The following is an 18,751-nucleotide window of genomic DNA, read 5'->3' as shown; positions in this document are numbered from 1 at the left end:
CCGCGATGTGTTCCATGCGGCCAATCATCGGGCGGGTTATTGGCCTCACGTGACAATGACGGCACGATGCGGCCGGGCAACGATCGAGGAAACCCCGCTCCCGAAGGAGGCCCGCGATGCCTGGCACCGAGTCGGCCGAACACGCTCCCCGGCACGTCGCCGTCATCGGCGCCGGGATGGTCGGGCTGGCCACCGCCTGGTTCCTCCAGGAACGCGGGGTACAGGTCACCGTGCTCGACCGTGCCGGTGTCGCCGCGGGCGCGTCGTGGGGCAACGCCGGCTGGCTCACCCCTGGTATCACCACTCCCCTGCCCGAGCCGGCAGTGCTGCGGTACGGGCTGCGCGCCGTCCTGAGTCCCTCGTCGCCGGTGTACGTGCCGCCGAGCGCCGACGCCCGGCTGCTGCGCTTCCTGACCGGATTCGCCCGGCACAGCACCGCCGCGAAGTGGCGGTCCGCCATGCGGGCCTACATCCCGATGAACCAGCGCGCCTTCGAGGGATTCGACGCGTTGGCCGAGGGTGGGATCGCGGCGCAGGCGAACGAGGCCAAGTCGTTCATCGCGGCGTACCGCACCGAGGCCGAGCGCACGGTACTGCTGGACGAGCTACGGCACATCCACGCCGCCGGCCAGCGGGTCGAGTACGACATCCTGACCGGCGCCGACGCGCGCGAGGTGGAGCCGTCGCTGTCGGATCGGATCGGTGCCGCCATCCGCCTGCACGGCCAGCGGTTCGTCAATCCCGGGCAGTACGTGCACGCGTTGGCCGATGCCGTCCGCGCGCGCGGGGCATCGCTCGTCACCGGAGCGGACGTCGTCGACATCCGCGACGACGGCACGGGAACCCGGGTGGTGACCGCCGCGGGCTCGGCCGACCGGTACGACGCCGTGGTCCTGGCGACCGGCACCTGGCTCGGTACGCTGGCCCGCCGCTTCGGCGTGCGGACCGTCGTGCAGGCCGGTCGCGGGTACAGCTTCAGCATCGCGATCGAACACGTCCCGGCCGGTCCGGTGTACTTCCCCGCGCAGCGAGTGGCGTGCACGCCGCTCGGCGACCGGCTGCGCGTGGCCGGGATGATGGAGTTCCGCAGCGCCGAGGCGCCGCTGGACCGCCGCCGGATCTCGGCCATCGCCGAGGCCGCACGACCGCTGCTGCGCGGGGCGGACCTGGACACCCGGACGGACGAATGGGTCGGGTCACGGCCCTGCACCCCCGACGGCCTGCCGCTGATCGGCCGCACCAGGTCACCACGGGTCTTCGCCGCCGGCGGTCACGGCATGTGGGGCATCACCCTCGGCCCGATCACCGGCAAGCTGCTCGCCGAGCAGATAGCCACCGGCCGCCAACCCAACGAGCTTCGGCCCTTCAGCCCGTTGCGCTAACCCGCTACCCGGCACCGGGTTCGCCGGCTCCTTGCGCGTCGATCTTGCAGTTGTGGTGCCTAACAAGCCGGGCATTCAGGGAGTGTCTCGGCACCACAACTGCAAGATCGGCGAAGGGGGGACCGGTCGACGTCGGTGGCCACCGCACTAGGCTTTGGACTCCGCGTTCTGCGGCTTGCCCGGCCGCCAGAAGACGATCAGTTGCACGGCGGCTCCGCCGATTCCGGCGGCCGCAGTCAAGATCAACTGACCCCATCCGCCGCCGAATATGCCCAGCCCCCGGTCCACCGACCAGCCACCGCCGCCCAATCCGCCGATGACGACGGCGCAAGTGGCCAGCACGAGCACGTATTCATATCCCTCGCCCGGGCGGAAGATGAAGAAGCCGTTGCGCATGTGGTTCGTAATCAGCGCCACCACCATCACGCCCAGCATCGCCGCGGCGCCCAGAGGCGTCAGCAAGCCCAGCCCGACGAGCACGCCGGCGCCTATCTCGGTGAGACTCGCCAGCCATGCGTGCAGCAGGCCTGGTCGCATGCCCAGCGAGTCGAACCATCGTCCGGTTCCCTCGATCTTGCCGCCGCCGAAGACGTGGTTCCAGCCGTGCGCGATGAACACGAGGGCCAGCACAAGGCGAAACAGGAGGAGCACAAAGTTCGGCGCCGACGCCGTTTCGTCGATCATCGCAGTTCTCCCTCGATCGAATCGGCCACTGCCCGTGGCCGGCCATCCCGCGTCAACCTGCCGCCCCCACCCGTGCAGACGTCGCGGGCTGCCGACAGTTGTGGCAAGCGCCGAATCAGACCCAACGGATGAGGGCGTCGAGCACCTCACTCTTGTCGCCGCGTACGCGCAGCGGGTTGACCTCGAGCGCTTCCAGGCGGTCGCCGCAGGCTGCGGCGACGTTCGCGATCGAGCTGACCACCTCGGCCAGGTGGTCCAGGTCCACCGGAGGTGCTCCCCGGAAGCCCTCGAACAGCGGGAAGCTCTTCAACTCGGTGAACATCCTGCGCACCTCGGCCGTGTTGGCCGGCAGCACACGGATGGCACTGTCGCGCAGGACCTCCACCCACACACCGCCCAAGCCGACCACCAGCGTCAGGCCCCACACCTGGTCACGGACCACACCGACCACCAGGTCCAGGCCCTCCGGGCGCATCGGGCTGAGCACCGCGCCCTCGATCTCGGCCTGCGGCTGCGCGGCCCGCACGTCGGCGATCATGCGCTCGTACGCGGCGCGCACCTCGGCCGGAGTCCGCAGACCCAGCGCCACACCACCGACGTCGGTCTTGTGCGCGACGTCGGCAGAACTGATCTTGAGCACCATCGGCCCGTCGAACGACGCGGCCCGCGCCTCCGCCTCGTCGGCACTGGTCACGAGATGCTGCGGCACGACCGGAACGCCGTGGCCGGCCAGCAACTCGACAGCCTGCCGTTCTGACCACTGGGTGCTGGTGTCCAGATCAAGCCGCGGCGGCTGAACAGCCGGGAGCTCGGACTTGCGCGACCTGCGCAGCTCCGACCACCTGATAGCTTTCGCCAACGCGGGAATGCCGCGGGTGAAGGAGTCGGCCACGAAGCCCGCCTTGCCTTCCCGCCGCAGCTCGCGCGCGAACTCGGTGCGCTCGGTGGGGAAGAACTCCATCCGGATCACCGGGACGGGGCTGATCTCGTCGATGCTCTTCCGTTGCTCGCCACCGCCGCCGGAGTACATGGCGGCGGCTTCCGGCGTGGCCGGCACCCCGCCGTGAATGACCAGGATGTCGATGTTGGGGTCGCGCGCCACCGCTTCCTGCGACATGGGCATGATCGCGGGGTTGACGGTCAGGTAGCCCGTGGTGTCCAGCGGGTTCTGCGCGGTGGCGAAGTCGGGCAGGCCGCCCTCCCGCAGCGCCCGCACCGTCGAATCGTCGAGCTCCGGCAGCTCCAGGCCGTTCTCCTCGGACACGTCGCCGATCACACCGCACATGGCACCGGAGGCGGTCACGAAACCGACGCGATGACCAGGCAGTTCGCCATACGCGTCCAGCAGTCCGCTGGTCGTGACGAGGTCCTCGATGGTGTCCACCCGGATGACGCCGTGCTGCGCCAGGACCGCGCTGTACACGCGGTCATCACCGGCCAGCGAGCCGGTGTGCGCCGCCGTCACCCTCGCACCGACCGCGCCGCGGCCGGCCTTGTAGGCCACCACCGGCACCCCCGCGGCCAAGGCACGCTCGGCCGCGTCGATGAACAGATCCTTGTTCCGGACCGCTTCCAGATAGAGCGCGATGACCTTGGTGGAGTCCTGGCTGAGCAGGTAGTCCATGCCTTCCGCGACGGTGAGCATCGTTTCGTTGCCGACGCTGATCAGATGGCTGAACGGGACGTCCCTGCTCTGCAGGTAGTTCATCAGGAAGATGCCCAACGCCCCGCTCTGCGAGACGATGCCGACACTGCCGGGGGTCAGGGACGCCGGCATCAGCGAGGTCCACGCATAGGTGGACGTCACGGTGTTGATGAAGCCCAGGTTGTTCGGACCCAAGATCTGCAGGCCGAGATCACGCGCCCGAGCCGCGAGTTCCCGCTCCATCCGGGCTCCCTCGTCGCCGGCTTCCCCGAAACCGGCGGCGATGACGACCAGGTTGCGCACATCGGCCGCGGCCGCCTCGTCCATGATCGCCGGCACCGACTCGGGGCCGGTCAGGACGACCGCCAGGTCGGCGCGCCCCTCGACCGCGCGCAGCGACTGCACCGCCGCCTGACCGTGGATCTCCCCGCCCTTGGGGTTGACCAGATGAATCTCGTGCGGGTAGTTGCCGCGACGCAGGTTGCCGAATGTCTGCCAGGACCACGCCGAACGCTCGCTCGCGCCCACGATCGCGATGCCTTTCGGTGCGAACATCGAGGCAAGCGGGTGCTCGCCGCCCCGCGCGGCAAGAATTCCGGCCCCTGCTGCCTGAACCGACTCACGATCCACGCTCATCGCACTCCCCATCGTCTGGTCATCGGCACGATTGCCTGTGACACATACTGGAATTAGAGTCTTGTATTGTCAACAGCTTCGTTACTCCTGGGAGGCGCTCGTAAGATGATTTCCAGCTATCCGCCATCGACACCGAACGATCCCTCTTGATTACCAGAACAAGACTCTGACAACATTGTTGGTTGAGCGGCTCGCCCGGAGCGGCTTCGGACAGCGGCCGATCCGGCACAGGCGGGGGCGGTGTGCTGCCGGCTGAACCTGTCCAGCGGCAGACACCCATCCGCACGGCTGTGCGGCGCCGTCCCGGAGCGCGACACCGGGATCGACGGACGACCGAAAGGTTGAACTTCGCGGCCTCGCGCCGCAGCCCGACAGGCGTCAGAGGCGCCCGCGGGACGCAAGCCCGCGGGCGCCTCTTCGTGCCTCTCGAACAAGCCGACCAATGTCAGCCGGCGAATGACTCCTACGCCTCAGGCGCGGCCCTGGCCGGCGAACACGCCCCGGAGGGCCCCGTTCGCGTTCTCGGGCAGCGAGGTCAGCGGCGTGTCGAGCTCCTCGACCGACGGTCCGATCTTCGCGGCGACCGGCGCCAGGGCCTTGAGGTCGAACCCGTAGAGCTTGGCGGCGTTCTCACCGAGCAGAGCACGCTTCTCCGCAACGTCGATGCCGGCCATGCTGACCCGCACGTGCTCCTTCGAGAACGGGTAGGTGCCCTCGTCGTGCGGGTAGTCGCTGCCCCACATCCAGTGGCCGGGGCCGACGACATCGCGAGCGGCGACATCACGCGTGCTCGCCATGCTGACGCCGACGTAGACGTTGTTGTAGATGTACTCGCTGGCGAGCTTCGGCGGGGCCATGCCCTCGGCGAAACGCAGCTCGCCCGTGAACCCGGACTGAACCCCCTTGATCATGCTGTCGAGCTCCGCGGCGTAGTCCTTGAGCCACGCGCAACCGATCTCGGTGATCACGAACTTCAGCTTGGGGTGCCGCTCGAACACACCCGAGAGCAACATCCACGTCAACGGGCGCCGGCTGTAGAACGTGATCTCCTGAAGGTGCAGGATCTGCGACGACGCGAGCTTCGGGTAGGAGGGCGACCCGGTGCCACCGTGCACGTTGACCGACAGGTCGAGGTCCGCGCACAGCGACCAGATCCGGTCGTACTCCGGATCGCTGAGCGGGCGAATGATGTCGTGCGCGTCCGGCGGAACCGGCGGGATCAGCACGCCCGCGAGGCCGTTCTGCTTGATCCACTTGATGTCGGCGATCGCGTCGTCGATGTCGTTCAGGAAGATCTGACCAAGACCCTTACGTCGTTCCGGGTACCTGGAGCAGAAGTCGACGAGCCAGCGGTTGTGCGCCTGGATACCCGCGTGCCGCAGCTCGTAGGTCTCCGGGTTGGGCGGCGGGGCGAACAGCACGAAGCCGGGGAAGAACGGCGGAACCGTGTTGGGGAAGATCACTTCACCCGCGATCCCGTCCTCGTCCTGCTGGCTGTTGCGCATCTCGTCGTCCCAGTTGCGCAGCCGGCGGTCGTCACCGGGCGCAAGGTCCCGGTAGGGGTTCTTGTACTTGGCCCGCCAGGCGTCGAACGTCTCGTGATACTTAGGATCTAGATACTCACGGTACTGGGCGTGGCTGCCCCCACCATGGGTATCAGCCGTAATGATTGTGTACGGAGCATTGCCCGTAGCGCTGTCGGCCACTTCCGCCGCCCTCTCAATAACTGGAACCTAACTCTAGATTAGCCCCGGCCCGAGGTGGCGTCAAGGCTCCCGCGGGAGTCTTTGCCGAAGCCGGGTCGGCATCGCCGCGGCCGGCCCACACCTCGGACACCGCTCCTCGCGCAGTACGGCACCCATCGCCTCCCGGAGGGCTGCCCGCCGTGCCGGTCCACGCTCATGCGGCCTGTTCATTCGCCCGACTCGACCAGGTCGCGAACATCTCGGCGTAACGCCCGCCGAGGCTGACCAACGCGTCGTGGTGGCCGCTTTCGACAACCCGGCCGTGCTCGACGACGACGATGCGATCGGCCTTCATCGCGGTGGTCAGCCGGTGCGCGATGAGGATGGCGGTGCGTGCTTCGAGGAGCACGTCGAGAGCGGCTTCGATCCTGGACTCGGACAGCAGGTCGAGGTTCGAGGTGGCTTCGTCGAGGATCAGCACCCTGGGGCGCGCGAGGAAGGCTCGCGCCAATGCCACGAGCTGACGCTCGCCCGAGGACAGCGACAGCCCGCGCTCGTGCACGATCGCGTGGATGCCGCCCGGGAGCCTCTCGACGACGTCGGCGAGGCCGACAGCACGAACGGCATCCCAGACCTGTTCGTCGCTGGCATCAGGGTCGGCGAAGCAGATGTTGTCCCGGATGCTGCCGGCGAACAGGAACGACTCCTGCGGGACCACACCGAGCTGTGACCGCAGGCTGTGCACGCCGACGTCGCGCAGGTCGTGGCCGTCGATGAGCACGCGACCAGCGGTGGGGTCGTAGAACCGGGTGACGAGCTTGGCGATGGTGGACTTGCCCGCTCCGGTGACGCCGACGAAGGCTACGGTTTCTCCCGCCGCGATCCGAAGGTTGAGCTCTCGCAGCACGGGCCTGGCGGGGTCGTAGCCGAACGTGACGTCCTCGAATGCGATCTCACCCCGTATCGGCGGTAGTACAGTGGCCTCGGGCGACTCCCGCACGGACGGCGCCTGCGCGAGCAGCGTGCGCAGTTTCCGGATCGACGACTGGCCCTGCTGGTACAGGTTGTACTGCTGCACCATCAGTTGGATCGGCGCGTAGAACCGGTTGAGGTAGAGGAAGAACGCCACCAGTTCGCCCGGGCCGAGCCGGTTGTGCGCCATCATGTATGCGCCGATCGCCAGCAGTGCGGCTTGGGCGAGATAGCCGACGGTCTGCGTTCCGGGACCGTAGATCGCGTTGATGGTGGCGGTGTAGTCGTTCGCGTCGCGATACTCACCGACTACGTTGCGGTGATGCACGATGTTGCGGTGCTGACGGTTGTGCGCCACCACCACCCGGACCCCGTGCAGGCTCTCGGAAAGGTCCGTGAGCACGGCGGTGATCCCGTCCCGGACCCGCGCGTAGCCACGCTCGGCCGCCCCGTGGAACCAGACGGACAATGCCACCAGCGCCGGCACGATGAGCACGATCGTGATCCAGGCCAGCGTCACGTTCATGGAGAACAACATCGCGGTGATGACCGCCATCGTCATCGCTTGGACGATGAACTGAGCCAGCCCGTCCTGCAGCAACTGCTGCATGTTCTCGATGTCGCTCGTCATCCGGGTCATGATGACCCCGGCCTTCTCGTCGGTGTAGTAGTCCAGCCCCAGGCGCTGCAGATGCGTGAAGACCCGAACTCGCAGGCGGTACATCACCCGGGCCGCGAGGCGGCCCGTCGCCGCGACCTGCGCCCACTGCGCCAGCGCGGAGATGACGACCGTGGCGAGGAAGACCATGGAGATGACCAGCACGACGCCGAACGAGCGGTGTTCGCCCATTCCCCGGCTGATCGCCTCATCGATCAAGCGCGGCCCGGCCTGGGTGAAGACGCTCACCGAGATCATCGACAGGACCGCGATCAGACCCAGGCGCCAGTGCGAGACCAGCAGCGAACGGAGGGTCAGGCGTGCCTGCTCGGCCTCGGCGGCCCGATGCGTGAACCCGGCCTTCGGTTCACCGTGAACCGGCTCCGTCGCCAGCAGCTTGTCGACACCGGACTGCAGCTCTGCGGGAATGCCACCGAACGGGAGGTTCGCGCCGGAGTTCGCCGACCATGAGCCGCCACCGTAGTGACCACCTCCCCCACCGGCCCAGGTCATGAGGGTTCCGTCCCGCCGTCGAACCAACTGTCGCCGGCGCGCGCCGCCGCGTCGCCGGGCTGCCGATCAGGCCGGCTCCGCTCCCACGCGCGCTCCCGGTCCTGCTGCTCCTCGTCGGAGGCGACCTGCGCCAGCACTGCTTGGTAGAAGGGAACGGTCTCCATCAGCTCCTGGTGCGTGCCTTCCGCGATCACCCGGCCGCGGTCGAGCAACGCGACCCGATCGGCGAGACCGATCGTCGAGAGGCGGTGGGCGATGACCAACGTCGTCCGACCCGCGAGCCGCTCGCGCAGACCGGCGTGAATCTGCCGTTCGACCTGGACGTCGATCGCGGAGGTCGCGTCGTCGAGCACCAGGATGGGCGGATTGACGAGCAGCGCCCGGGCAATGGCGATGCGTTGCCGCTGCCCACCGGACAAGGTGTATCCGCGTTCGCCGACCACCGTGTCGTAGCCGTCGGGGAGCGCGCCGATGAACTCGTGCGCACCCGCGGACCTGGCCGCCGCCTCGACGTCGCCGAAGTCCGCGTCGGGGTGGCCGTACGCGATGTTGTCCCTGATCGAGGCCGAGAAAAGGAACGGCTCGTCGAGCACGAGCCCGATGTTCGAGCGCAGGCTCGCCACGGTCAGATCTCGAACGTCATGGCCGTCGACGAGGACTCGTCCCGCGCCGACATCGTAGAAGCGGGTCAGCAACCTGCCTACCGTCGACTTCCCAGCTCCCGCGCGCCCGACGACGGCTACCGTGTCGCCTGGATTGAGGCGCAGGTCGAAGCCGTCCAGCACCAGCGGGCCGCCCTCGTCATAGGCGAAGCTGACGGACTCGAAGCGGATTTCGCCTCGGCTGCTCACCAGATCGACCGCGCCGGCGCGGTCGACGACGGTCGGGTGTTCGTCCAGCACCTCGTAGATGCGCTTCGCCGACGCCGACGCACGCTGACCCATCATGATCAACTGGCCGAGCATCTGGAACGGCGCCTGCAGCATGACCACCAGGAGGCTGAAGGTCAGCAGATCGCCCACCTGAAGGCGGTCATGGATCACCAACCAGCCGCCCAGCAGAAGGATGAAGACCAGTCCTACCTGCACCAGGTTCTGGATGAGCGGCGTGAAACGGGCGCGTAGATCGGCGTCCCTGACGCAGGCCCACTTGAGCCGCTCGGCCGCTCGGGCCAGGAGCCGCAACTGGCCGCCCTCCGCCGCGAACGCCTTCACCACCCGCACGCCGCTGACGTTCTCGTCGACGATCGTGGCGACCTCGGCCAACCTGGCCTGGATCAGCCAGGACACAGGAAGCATCACCCGCCGCATTCGCGCGCCGGCCAGATAGACGAACGGCACGGTCAGCATCGCGACGAAGGCCAGCGGCACGTTGACGGTCAACATGAGACCGAAGGCCAACACCGCCATGCTGCTCTGCACCAGGATGAACGGCGCGTAGGCCAGATACGCCTGTACCGAGCGGATGTCGGAGTTGGCTCGCGAGATCAACTGGCCGGACTGCACCTTGTCGTAGTAGCTGAACGACATCTTGCTGAGGTGCGCGTAGAACAGGTTGCGCAGATCGAACTCGATCGCGTAGGCCGTGGTCATCAGCAGCCGCCGGGACGTGTAGCCCGCGACCGCCGCCACTGCGGCGAGCACGACGAGCACGATCGCGTAGTGGGTGATCGACGAGCGGTCTCGCATGATCGCGTTCAGCGCCCCGTGGCCCAGCACCCACGGGATGAGCACCTGGACAACCAGTCCGACCAGGGACAGCAGCAGCGATGCGAGAAAGGCCGGCCTGTGGGCCAGCACGATCGGCAGCGCCCGGCGGAGCCACGAGTGGCTCCGATCGGCACCGATCGCCGCGCGGGGAGCACCGTAGCGCTGGGGCCCGGCGGGCGGAACGAACGGGGGCTGGGCGGTGCCAACCCCGGTCCGCGGCCGGCCCGTATGGAGGCGATTGAGCAGGCTCATCAGCCGGTAGCCGGCCGATTCGCGCGCGCTTCGCCGTCACCTGGGCTCTCGTACGCGGACTCGTCTTCCCCGGCGCCGAACTTCATCTTGTTGCCGATGCCGACGACGAACACCCCGACCAGGAAGCCCAGCACCGCGATGCCCGCACCCAGGAGCAGCGCGTGACTGTATCCGTGCGTCGTCGCGACGGCAACGGCACGCTCGCTCAGCCCGCCCCCGGGCTGCTGCGCCAGGTCGTGCCTGGTCACCGTGACCGCCAAGGTGGCCAGCCCGGCCAACCCGACCGCCCCGCCCATCTGTTGACCGGTGTTCAGCACCGCGGCCGCGATCCCGCTCTCCGACGGGGCGACCTTCGCCAGTGCCATCAGCGCCATCGGGACCATGCCCAGGCCCACGCCGAACCACAGCAGCAGCAGCGGTGCCAGCACCGCGAGGTAGCTCGAGTCCGCGGTGATCCTGCTGAGCCAGGCCAGACCGGCAGCACCGACCAGGACGCCCCCGGAGAGGAGGTACCGCGCTTGGACCCGGCTGACCAACCGTGACGACAACTGGGTCGCGACCACCACGATGCCCGCGATCGGCAGGAAGGACAGGCCTGTCCGCAACGGCGTGTAGCCCTGGACATTCTGGAAGAAGAGCGTGATGAAGAAGAACGAGGCGAACGTCGAGGCGGCGATCAGAAACGCGAGTGCGTACGTTCCCGCCCGCGCCCTGTCGGTGAAGATGCGCAGCGGCAGCATCGCGTGCGGCGTCTTCGCCTCCCAGAGCAGAAACACGGCGAACATCACGCACGCGGCGAGCAACGGCCCGGCGACGATCCAGTCGCCCCAGCCGTACGTGGACGCGTTGGTCAATCCGAAGACCATCATGAACATGGCCGCGGTGACGATCGCCGCACCCTGAGCGTCCAGGCGCCCCTTCGCCCGCTGCCCTTCGGCCAGTGCCCGCGGCACGAGGAGCAGGACGGCCACGCCGATCGGCACGTTGACGAACATGATCCACCGCCAGCCGACCAGGTCGGCGAACAGCCCACCGGCGATCTGACCCAAGGCGCCGCCGACCGACGACATCGCCGCGTACGCACCCATCGCCTTGTTGCGTAATCGGCCCGCGGCGAAGTTCGACATGATCAACGCTAGTGCGGTGGGTGACGCGGCAGCGCTCCCGATGCCCTGCGCGGCACGCGCGACGATCAACCAGGTCGAATCAGGTGCCAGGCCGCCGACCAGCGAGGCCACGGTGAAGACGCCGAGGCCGAACGCGAACACGCGGCGCCGGCCGAACAGGTCACCGGCCCGCCCGCCGATCAGCAGCAGACCGCCGTAGGTCAGCCCGTAGGCCGTGGTGACCCACACCAGGTCCGTGGTGGACAGGTGCAGGCCGCGCTGGATCGCCGGGAGCGCGACGGTCACGATCGTCCCGTCCAAGACCATCATCAGTTGGGTCGCGCAGATGATGATGAGGGCCAGCATCAGCCGGCCCCTGATCCGGTCCGCTACGGGCGGCCCCAGGCGCGTGGTCGACGTCATGGTCGTAGTGCCTTCCTTCGCGCGGGCGGCAACCACCTGACGCGGAACACCGTGGTTTACGAGGGCCGTCACGTAGTACTGCCGAGCATGGGCCGCGATGCGCGGCATCACGCCGCGCATCCGGCCCACGCTCGTCGATCGCGGTTCGCTACGCCTGCGCGTTCGCGTGCGTCGCGATGCGCCCGTCGCCGAACGCCTTGTCCCGCTCGGTCAGCGCACTGGTCAGGCCGCTGTTCTTGATGTTGCCGAGGAACGCCTTGAAGGTCTCGGTGTGGGTCGCGAGCGCGCACATTTCCGTTCCCGCGTACAGCGATTGCCGCATTCCCATGTAGTCCATCGCTCGGTGAATCGTGCGCTTGTTGATCTGGAGGATGTCGGACGGAATCTGCGCGACCCGGCTCGCGATCTTCAACGTCTCTTCCTCGAGTTTGTCGGCCGGGAACGCTCGGTTCGCGAATCCCCAGTCCGCGGCCTCGACGCCGCTCATGGCGTCGCCGGTGAGCATGAGCTCCATACCGCGGCGCATCCCGACCAGCCAGGCGTGGTACTGCATGTCCGGGGTGCCGAATCGGACGGCCGGGTAACCGATCTTCGCGTCCTCGGCGACGTACACCAGGTCGCAGCCGGTGACGAGCTCCGTGCCGCCGGCCAGGCAGTGGCCGTGCACCTGGGCGATCACGGGCTTGCACAGGTCCCACATGCTCGTCCACAGATCCACGACACTGCGCTGGTAGCCCGCGAGGCCCTGGTGACCGTACTCGAGCGGAACGTTGTCGTCCGGGCTCGGGCTCAGGTCGTACCCGGCGCAGAAGCTCGGCCCGTTCGCCCGGATGATGGTGACGCGAACGTCGTCGAGGCCTTCGCTCTCGTGCACCGCGGCTTTGATCTCGGTCCGCAGCCGGCCGCTCAGCGCGTTGCGTTTCTCCGGCCGGTTCAGGGTGATCCGCCGTACGTGCGGCGCCGGTTCGTCGATCTGCACCAACGTGTATTCCATGCCTACTCCTTCACCTGTGGCAAACCACGTGTGTTCGCCTGTTCGGTTCTTCCGTCTCCCCCATGCCGCCGTCAAAGGCCAGGTGGCACCTGATAGCCGCCGCAGAGCAGTTCCAGCCGGCGCGCGATCGCGATCGCGCGATAGTCCTGGTACCACCCGGTGACGATCTGGACGCCGACCGGCAGCCCATCCGCCGTTCGGCCGACCGGCGCCACCACCGAAGGCAGGCCCATGACGCCGATCAGGCCCAGCCAGCCGATCATCGCGACGTGCGGAACGTCGTGCCCGTCGATGTCGACAACGCGTTCCATCAGCGGCCGCCCGGTGTCGTGCGGGAACGCGGGCACCCCGAGCACCGGGCACAGCAGGGCGTCGAACCGGCCGAACCATTCGCGCCAGATGGCCTCGAACGCCTTTCGCTCGGCCCGCGCGAGCGACCACGCGCGGTCCGTTCCGCCGGACGCGTCACCGACACCGGAGCCGGACGACACCGCCGCACCGATCAACCGCTGAGCAAGCCGCGCCTGCTGCGGAAAACTCACCAGCGGGTGTTCGTCCTCGACCACCCATCCGTCCTCACTCAGCCGCTTCGCCGCGTCCGACAGGAGCTGTCGTACCGCGGTTCCCAGCGGACACGACGGCTCGTCCAGCCAGACCCCGATGCGTCCGGGCACACGCCGCGGCTCGTCGACCGGAAGGTCCAGGCGCCGGCCGGACGGGTGGTCTTCGTCGGGACCGGCGAGGACGGCCAGTGCCAACGCGAGATCGTCCGCGCTGCGGGCGAGGGGCCCGAAGACGTTGATGTCCGTGTCGACCGTGCTCCCGCCCACACGATCGAGATAGCCGCGTTGCGGAACCACGCCATACGTGGGTTTGAGACCGAACGTGCCACAGCAGTGGGAGGGAATCCGGATCGAGCCGCCGATATCGGTGCCGAGCTCGAGGCCGGTGAAGCCACAAGCCACCGCGACCGCGGCGCCGCCGGAGGATCCCCCGGACGTCCGCGTGGCGTCCCACGGATTGCTGGTCGTTCCGAACACTTGATTCGACGTCTGGATGTCCGCCGACCACGTCGGAACGTTTGTCTTGCCGAAGATCACGGCGCCCGCCGCCCGCAGACGCCGCACTGCCGGCGCGTCCCGATCGGGCACGTGTTCGGCCAGTTCCCGCGCGCCACCGGTCGAGCGCAGGCCGGCGACTTCGATCGCGTCCTTGATCGTGATGGGCAGGCCGTGCAGCGGGCCGAGCGGCTCCCCCGCCGCGCGGGACCGGTCAGCGGCCGCGGCCGCACGACGCCCGCCCTCCTCGTCGATCGTGACGACGGCGTTGAGAGCGCCGTTGTGCGTGGCAACGCGTTCGAGAAAGACCTCCAGCAGCTCGCTGCTGGAGATCTCCCCCGACCTGAGCGCGGCGAGCTGCGCCGTTGCGGGCGCAACCGCAAGCATGCTCTTCGACGTCATCCCGCGCTCAGTCCCGCGGTAGCCCGAGAACCCGCTCGGCGATCACGTTGAGCTGGATCTCAGAGGTGCCGCCGCCGATCAGGGACGGCCCCACCGACACCAGGCCTTGCGCCGCGCCACTGTACGGCTCACCCATCTCCGCCGCCGCGGGTCCGGCCCAACCCTGCGCGGCACGGCTCAGAGCCGCCGAGTTCCACGCCGACGCGAGCTTCAGGACGCTCGACTCCGGACCGGGCTGCAGGCCGGTCAGTTGACGCAGCAGGGTGCGTTGGCCGAGTGCGTCTGACGCCTCCCGCTGCGCCTGCAGCCGGCCGGCTTCGCGGACGACCTCCTCGAACCCCGCCGAGCCGAGCGCGCGCGCCACGGTTACGGGATCTCGTCTCATGCCGGCCATGCCAGAGCCCATGCTCACACGCTCGTTGCCGAGTGTGGTGCGGGCCAGCCGCCATCCGTCACCGGGCTCACCGACCAGGCGTGCGTCGGGAACGAAGACGTCGTTGAAGAAGACCTCGTTGAACAGGTAGGCCCCGCTCGCCTCACGCAACGGACGGACCTCGAGTCCGGGCGAGTGAATGTCGACGAGGAAGTAGCTGATGCCCTTGTGCTTCGGCACGTCCGGGTCCGTACGGGCGAGGCAGATGCCCCAGTCGGCCTCGTGGGCGCCGGACGTCCATACCTTCTGGCCGTTCAGCAGCCAGCCACCGTCGACCTTCTCGGCCTTGGTGCGCAACGACGCCAGGTCCGAACCGGCGCCCGGCTCGCTGAACAGTTGGCACCAGACGATCTCACCGCGCAGCGTCGGCCCGATGAAGGCCTCTCGCTGCTCCTCGGTTCCGTGCGCCAGGATGGTCGGTAGCGCCCACTCGCCGATGATGGTGGACGGCTGCGTCACGCCGGCGCGCGCGAACTCCTCGGTGATGATCACCTGCTGAATGGGGTTGGCTTCGCGCCCGTACGGTTTCGGGTAGTGGGGCGAGACCAGTCCGGCCTCGGCATACATCGCCCGACGCCGGCCCTCCGGCGCGGCCGCGATGGTGGCCAGCGTGCTCGCGATCTCCGCCCGGAATCCCTCGGGCTCGGCCCCCAGATCCAGGGGACGTTGCCGGGTGCTCTGCGTGGCCAGGCGCCCGAGCCGCTCGTCCCAAACGCGGGCCGGCCCGAGCAGGCTCGCCAGCGACAGGCCGCGACGCCAGTACAGGTGTGTGTCGTGCTCCCAGGTGTACCCGATGCCACCGAAGAGGGTGGTCGTCTCCAACCCGATGTCGGCGACCGCGTTGAAGCAGTACGCCGCCGCGGCCGCGGCGGCGAGATTCGCCTGTTCGGCGGGCTGGTCCTGCAACGCGCGGGCGGCGTCCCAGGCCGCCGCCGTCATCAGTTCGGTCTGCATGTACAGCCGCGCGCACTTGTGCTTGATGCTCTGGAACGAGCCGATCGTTCGACCGAACTGTTCCCGGATCTTGGCGTACTCGAGCCCGGACTCCTGAAGGTAGCGGGCGACCCCGGCGGCCTCGGCCGCGAAGAGGACGGCTGCGATCGTCCGGATGTCGTCACTGGTCGCGGTCAGCATGTTCGCCGGCCGCACCGCGAGGTCGGACACGGTCACTCGACCGATGTCCCGGGTCAGGTCGACGCCGACGCCTTGCTCGACCTTGATCGAGTCACCCTCCGACCGTTCGACGACGAACCACACCGTACGCTCCGCGGCCTCCGCGCCGAGGATGAAGAACTGGCCACTCACCGCTCCGAGCAGCGGGGCACTCGTGCCACTGACCCGCCATCCGTCGCCGTCCGGCGCGGCCGTAAGGCCCTCCGTGGTCGTCACGCAGGCGCCGGTCGCGCCTTCGACGAACCGGGGAAGGACGGTCTCGGTGATCGACTCGGATCCGTGGCGGCCCAGCACGACACTGGTCAGCACCGTCGGCAGCAGCGGCCCGGGAACGAGGGCCCGCCCGGTCTCCTCCAGCAAGATGGCGACGTCGACCAAGGTTGCGCCATCGCCGCCGGCCGATGGGTCAATATGCATGCCGACGAAACCCTGCTGTACGAGGGACGGCCAGACGAGGGGCCAGATCCCCGCGGCGAGATCTTCGAACTCGGCCCGCGTCGTCGAAACCGACACATTGCGCTTCACAAATCCGCGAATGGCGTCGGACAAGGCCAACTGTTCTTCGGTCAGGGCGATTCCCATGGAGTCCCAACTCCCAATCTCGAGCACACCGCGCGTTGTCGAACAGAAACGTTTTGCCGCACCTCGTCCCGAACGAGACGTGCGGTAGATCAGATAAGCTGAACTCCAAGGGCAGGGCGGCCGGGAAGAACCCGGTGCAACGAATCTTGTCCGCGCCGCGCGTGTTTACGTAGCTTGACCTTCAGCGGCGCATCTTCGTGCCGTGAATCGTGCGCGAGACTGAACTCGGCCGTGACCGGTCCGACTCACGCACACTCACCCGGGCCGGGTCGACCATCACCGGAACCCCGAGGCTCCGCCCACCACCCATGCGCCCGACCGGAAACCGAGCGGCTCGAATGACGAGCAGGCCATGGCCTACGGGCTGGTTACGTCGTACAGTGGCGAAACCTCGTGGGAACGACCGATCGCGGCGTCCACGACACATCCGACTGTCGACACCCCCTCCGATCGCTCTCACCCAGCCTCCCTGCCCCGCCAATCATGGAACGAGAATTCAATACCGTCAAGACGTCTCGTCCGCCCTCGACCGGCGAACCCCCGGAACGCGTCGACACGGGTGGCGAACGGGACGCTGACCATCCTCGAGTCCAGCACGGCGACAGCACGGAGCAGAGCGACAAACCCATCCTGACGACGACGTGGTCGCCGACGAGACCGACCACCGGTGACCGGTCGCGGCACGGGCGCGGCCGCGGTCCATCCGCAGCGGCAACATAACGTTTCGGGTTCCGAGCTCTGGGTCTAGCCTTGACGGCACTGTATTCTAGTTCCATGATAGGCGCCACACCCCCGCCGCTGCGGTAGCCGTTGGAGTTTGTCCATGCAGCGTGCCGAACGCATTGGTGGATCTTCCTCTGAACACACGTATCAGGATGGAGAAACAGCGTGGTCAGAAGCGCGTCTTGGCGGTTCGCCCTGGTGGCGGTGGTGGCTGCGGCTACTACCATCGCGGGCTGCTCCAACCCGAATTCGACAGCACAGGATCCGTCGGGCAGCCCGAAACCGGGTGGCACCCTCGTTGTGGGTGAATACTCGGGGATCAACTCGCTCGACCCGATGCAGGGCACGGGCAGCGTGACGATCGGCGGCAACGAGACGCTCGCCATCTACGGCACTCTGGTCCGCTGGGACAACGAGAAGCGCGAAGGCGTGCCGTATATGGCGGAAAGCCTGAAGAGCAATGCGGATTTCACGCAGTGGACGCTGAAGCTGCGCCCGGGCATCGTGTTTTCGGACGGGACCGCGTACAACGCCGCGGCCGTGGTGAAGAATCTCGAACGGAATCGGAAATCTTTCTTCTCGATAGCAAACTCACTGGCAACGGTCGCGTCGGTCACGGCGACGGACGACCTGACCGTGTCCATCACCCTGAAGCAGCCGGACGCCCAGTTCCCGTACGTGCTCTCGATCGGGCCGGGCATGATCGCGGCGCCGAGCTACATCGACACGGTGGACGGCGGCAACAAGACCGCACCGGCGGTCGGCGCGGGCCCGTTCGTGGTCAGTGAGTTCAAGCCGGGCAGCAGCCTCACGCTGAAGCCGAGCCCGACCTACGCCTTCGACAAGCCGCTGCTGGCGACCCTGAAGTTCCAGATGGCGGGCACGGAGCAGGCCCAGATGCAGGCGTTCGAGGCCGGCCAGTTGCAGGCCGGGATCGTGCTCGACTCCCACTCGGACGTGGAGATCAAGCAGAAGAAGATCCCGTCGTTCACATCCAGGCAGAACTCCGGGGTCGCCATCCTGCTGAACCACCGGAAGAACTCGCCGTTGCACGACGTGCGGCTGCGCCGGGCCATCCAACTGGCGTACAACCCGAAGGTGTGGAACGAGCGCAACAACGCCGGTGAGGAAGTGGCCAGTGACCTGCTCTTCATGAAGGGATCGCTCTTCTACACCCCCGACCAGCAGAAGATCCCCTACGACCCGACGCAGGCGAAGCAGCTCGTCGACCAGGTCAAGGCTGAGACCGGCTGGGACGGCAAGCTGAACTGGGTCGGGCCCAGCACCCAGACCAACCAGCCCGTGATCCTCTCGTCGATGCTGAACCCGATCGGCATGACGCTGAACGTGACGAACCTTCCGGTCGCGAACTTCTACACGAAGGTCTACGTCGAGAAGGACTTCGACCTGGCCGGTGGCGGCGGCGCCATCGCTGACGCCACGCCTTTCGGCAGCATCTACAACAACTACGTCTCGCCGTCGAACACACTCGGCTACAGCAACCCGAAGATGGTGGAGATCGCCAACGAGATGGGTGCCGCGTCCACGCTCGAGCAGCGCCAGACGGTGATGAAGAAGTTCATCGCGCTCTACATCGAAACCGTGCCCGCGATCTCCTGCGGCACGACCACGTGGAACTTCTTCTACAAGCCGAACGTGCGCGGCCTGCAGCAGGTCGGCGGTCAGATGATCCAGTTCGACAAGGCCTGGGTGGCGTGACT

At 67.8% G+C, this 18,751-nt stretch carries 11 protein-coding genes; 2 read left to right on the top strand and 9 right to left on the bottom strand.

Translation table 11 applies throughout. From position 1 onward, the window contains the following. Window positions 1-116 precede the first annotated feature (116 nt). Complete coding sequence (locus tag Drose_RS13885; protein ID WP_260728601.1) at window positions 117-1,382, top strand: NAD(P)/FAD-dependent oxidoreductase; 1,266 nt, start codon at window positions 117-119, stop codon at window positions 1,380-1,382. 147 nt (window positions 1,383-1,529) lie between these two features. Here Drose_RS13885 and Drose_RS13880 read toward each other — a convergent pair whose 3' ends face one another. The 9 genes from Drose_RS13880 to Drose_RS13840 form a co-directional block, all read right to left on the bottom strand. Further along, window positions 1,530-2,066: a DoxX family protein gene (locus Drose_RS13880; RefSeq protein ID WP_260728600.1), complete on the bottom strand. Its 537-nt coding sequence runs from the start codon at window positions 2,064-2,066 to the stop codon at window positions 1,530-1,532. A gap of 115 nt (window positions 2,067-2,181) precedes the next feature. Next, a complete protein-coding gene (locus tag Drose_RS13875) occupies window positions 2,182-4,266 on the bottom strand; it encodes an acetate--CoA ligase family protein (protein WP_260728599.1) in 2,085 nt (694 codons plus the stop codon). A 551-nt stretch (window positions 4,267-4,817) separates the two neighbouring features. Beyond that, a complete protein-coding gene (locus tag Drose_RS13870; protein ID WP_260728598.1) occupies window positions 4,818-6,053 on the bottom strand; it encodes an amidohydrolase family protein in 1,236 nt (411 codons plus the stop codon). 193 nt (window positions 6,054-6,246) lie between these two features. After that, complete coding sequence (locus Drose_RS13865) at window positions 6,247-8,175, bottom strand: ABC transporter ATP-binding protein (RefSeq protein WP_260728597.1); 1,929 nt, start codon at window positions 8,173-8,175, stop codon at window positions 6,247-6,249. Beyond that, window positions 8,172-9,974 carry an ABC transporter ATP-binding protein gene (locus Drose_RS13860; RefSeq protein WP_260728596.1) on the bottom strand — a complete coding sequence of 601 codons (1,803 nt, stop codon included), beginning with the start codon at window positions 9,972-9,974 and terminating at the stop codon, window positions 8,172-8,174. Before Drose_RS13860 ends, Drose_RS13865 begins: the two co-directional genes overlap by 4 nt. A 161-nt stretch (window positions 9,975-10,135) precedes the next feature. Then, window positions 10,136-11,665 carry an MFS transporter gene (locus tag Drose_RS13855; RefSeq protein WP_260728595.1) on the bottom strand — a complete coding sequence of 510 codons (1,530 nt, stop codon included), beginning with the start codon at window positions 11,663-11,665 and terminating at the stop codon, window positions 10,136-10,138. Window positions 11,666-11,813: 148 nt separating this feature from the next. Then, entirely contained in the window at window positions 11,814-12,659 is an 846-nt protein-coding gene (locus tag Drose_RS13850; protein ID WP_260728594.1) for an enoyl-CoA hydratase-related protein, read from the bottom strand. A 71-nt stretch (window positions 12,660-12,730) separates the two neighbouring features. Then, window positions 12,731-14,119: an amidase family protein gene (locus tag Drose_RS13845; RefSeq protein WP_260728593.1), complete on the bottom strand. Its 1,389-nt coding sequence runs from the start codon at window positions 14,117-14,119 to the stop codon at window positions 12,731-12,733. A 7-nt stretch (window positions 14,120-14,126) separates the two neighbouring features. Beyond that, window positions 14,127-16,307: an acyl-CoA dehydrogenase gene (locus Drose_RS13840; RefSeq protein ID WP_260728592.1), complete on the bottom strand. Its 2,181-nt coding sequence runs from the start codon at window positions 16,305-16,307 to the stop codon at window positions 14,127-14,129. Between the two features lie 888 nt (window positions 16,308-17,195). On the opposite strand from Drose_RS13840, the gene Drose_RS13835 reads away from it, so the two are divergent. Beyond that, window positions 17,196-18,749 (top strand): ABC transporter substrate-binding protein, encoded by a 1,554-nt coding sequence (locus Drose_RS13835; protein ID WP_260728591.1) that lies wholly within the window; start codon window positions 17,196-17,198, stop codon window positions 18,747-18,749. The last annotated feature ends 2 nt before the right edge of the window (window positions 18,750-18,751 follow it).

The sequence above is a fragment of the Dactylosporangium roseum genome, from assembly GCF_025264685.1.
In the GTDB taxonomy this organism is placed as follows: domain Bacteria; phylum Actinomycetota; class Actinomycetes; order Mycobacteriales; family Micromonosporaceae; genus Dactylosporangium; species Dactylosporangium roseum.
Note: the sequence above shows the minus strand (reverse complement) of the source record. Positions and strands in the feature narration are given on the sequence as shown.